This is a genomic window from Streptomyces sp. NPDC006332, from assembly GCF_040612855.1.
Classification (GTDB): domain Bacteria; phylum Actinomycetota; class Actinomycetes; order Streptomycetales; family Streptomycetaceae; genus Streptomyces.
Window position 1 is genome coordinate 1 of sequence record NZ_JBEXRA010000141.1, and the last position, 1,471, is coordinate 1,471.

Below are 1,471 nucleotides of genomic sequence, written 5' to 3' on the forward strand. Positions count from 1 at the left end.
GGGGGGGTGCCCCTATGACTTTGGTCAAGAAGTGATCGGGGTTGGTGGTTGGTAGAAGGTGCCGTCGCGGAGCATCGCGAAGAGCACGTCTGCCCGGCGTCGGGCGAGGCAGAGGATGGCCTGGGTGTGGTGCTTTCCCTGCCCGATCTTCTTGTCGTAGTAGCTGCGGGAGGCCGGGTCGGCCAGTGCGGCGAACGCGGAGAGGAAGAAGGCTCGCTTGAGCTGTTTGTTTCCTCTTCGTGAGGGCTGTTCACCGCGGATGGAAGACCCGGAGCTTCGGGTCGCCGGAGCGAGGCCGGCGTAGGCGGCGAGGTGGGCTGCGGACGGGAACGCCGTGCCGTCGCCGACGTCGATGAGGATGCGAGCTCCGGTCCTGATGCCGATGCCGGGCATGGACATCAGGACCTTGGAAAGAGGGTGGGCCTCCAGGAGTTCCTCGATCCGGTGGGCCAGGAGTTTGCGCTGGTCGAGCACTGCCTGGAGCGAGGAGGCGAGGCTGGGCACGATCAGCGCGGCCGCCTCCGTGCCCGGGACGACGACGGTCTGCTCGTCGAGTGCGGTGAACACGTCGTCGATCAGCCGTTCGGCCATCCTGGGCGCTTTCGGACGGATCAGGGCGACGAGCCGTCGGCGTCCGGCCTTGCGGATCTGGGCCGGCGAGCCGAACTGGTCCAGCAGTCTGAGCACCGCCGGGTGCTGCATGCGCGGGCCCAGGACCCGTTCCAGATGCGGATGGATCTGTGTGAACAGGCCGCGGAGCCGGTTGGACAGGCGGGTGGCTTCGGCGGCGAGGTCGTCGTCGAAGCCGACGATCATCTGCAGCTCGGCGATCGTCTCGTCGTCGAGGTCGACCGACCGCAGCGTGTGGGGCATCGCCCGGGCGGCGTCGGCAATGATGAACGCGTCCTTCGCGTCCGTCTTGGCCTCGCCGGGGTAAAGATCGGCGATCCGCCGCATGGTCAGGCCGGGCAGGTAGGCGACGTGGCAGCCGAGCTCGCGGGCGACGGCCAGGGGCAGGGCCCCGATGGAGGCGACCTGGTCGACGATGACGAGCACGGTGCCGTGCTTGGCCTGCAGCTTGGCGAAGACCTCGCGGAGCTTGGGCTCGCTGTTTGGCAGCCGCTTGTCGAATGCCTTCTTTCCGGCCGGAGTGACAGCGGTGGCGTGGTGTTCGCCCTTGCCGACGTCCAGGCCGAGGTAGACGTCGATGTCGCCGGTATCGATCACGTGCGGTGTCCTCCGGTCGTACTCGCCCGGCCCTGCCACGGCACTGATCGCCACATCCACATTACGAAGAGCCTCCCGACCTGCGAAGAAGCCGGTGGTCATGCCCCTAATCAGCGGTCTGTCAGTGCCTTCGGAACTGGTGACACCACCCCCCAGGCCATGCACTCGACAAGGGGAGGTAGTCATGCCAACTCCGAAGGCCGGTAACCCCGTTGCGGGGCTACGAAGACGGTAATGGGGGGGG

General features: G+C 67.2%; 1 protein-coding gene. It reads right to left on the minus strand.

Annotation, left to right across the window (positions count from 1 at the left end; translation table 11 throughout):
• Window positions 1-24 precede the first annotated feature (24 nt).
• Window positions 25-1,224: an IS110 family transposase gene (locus ABZ027_RS43170; protein ID WP_356778601.1), complete on the minus strand. Its 1,200-nt coding sequence runs from the start codon at window positions 1,222-1,224 to the stop codon at window positions 25-27.
• Window positions 1,225-1,471: the final 247 nt, after the last annotated feature.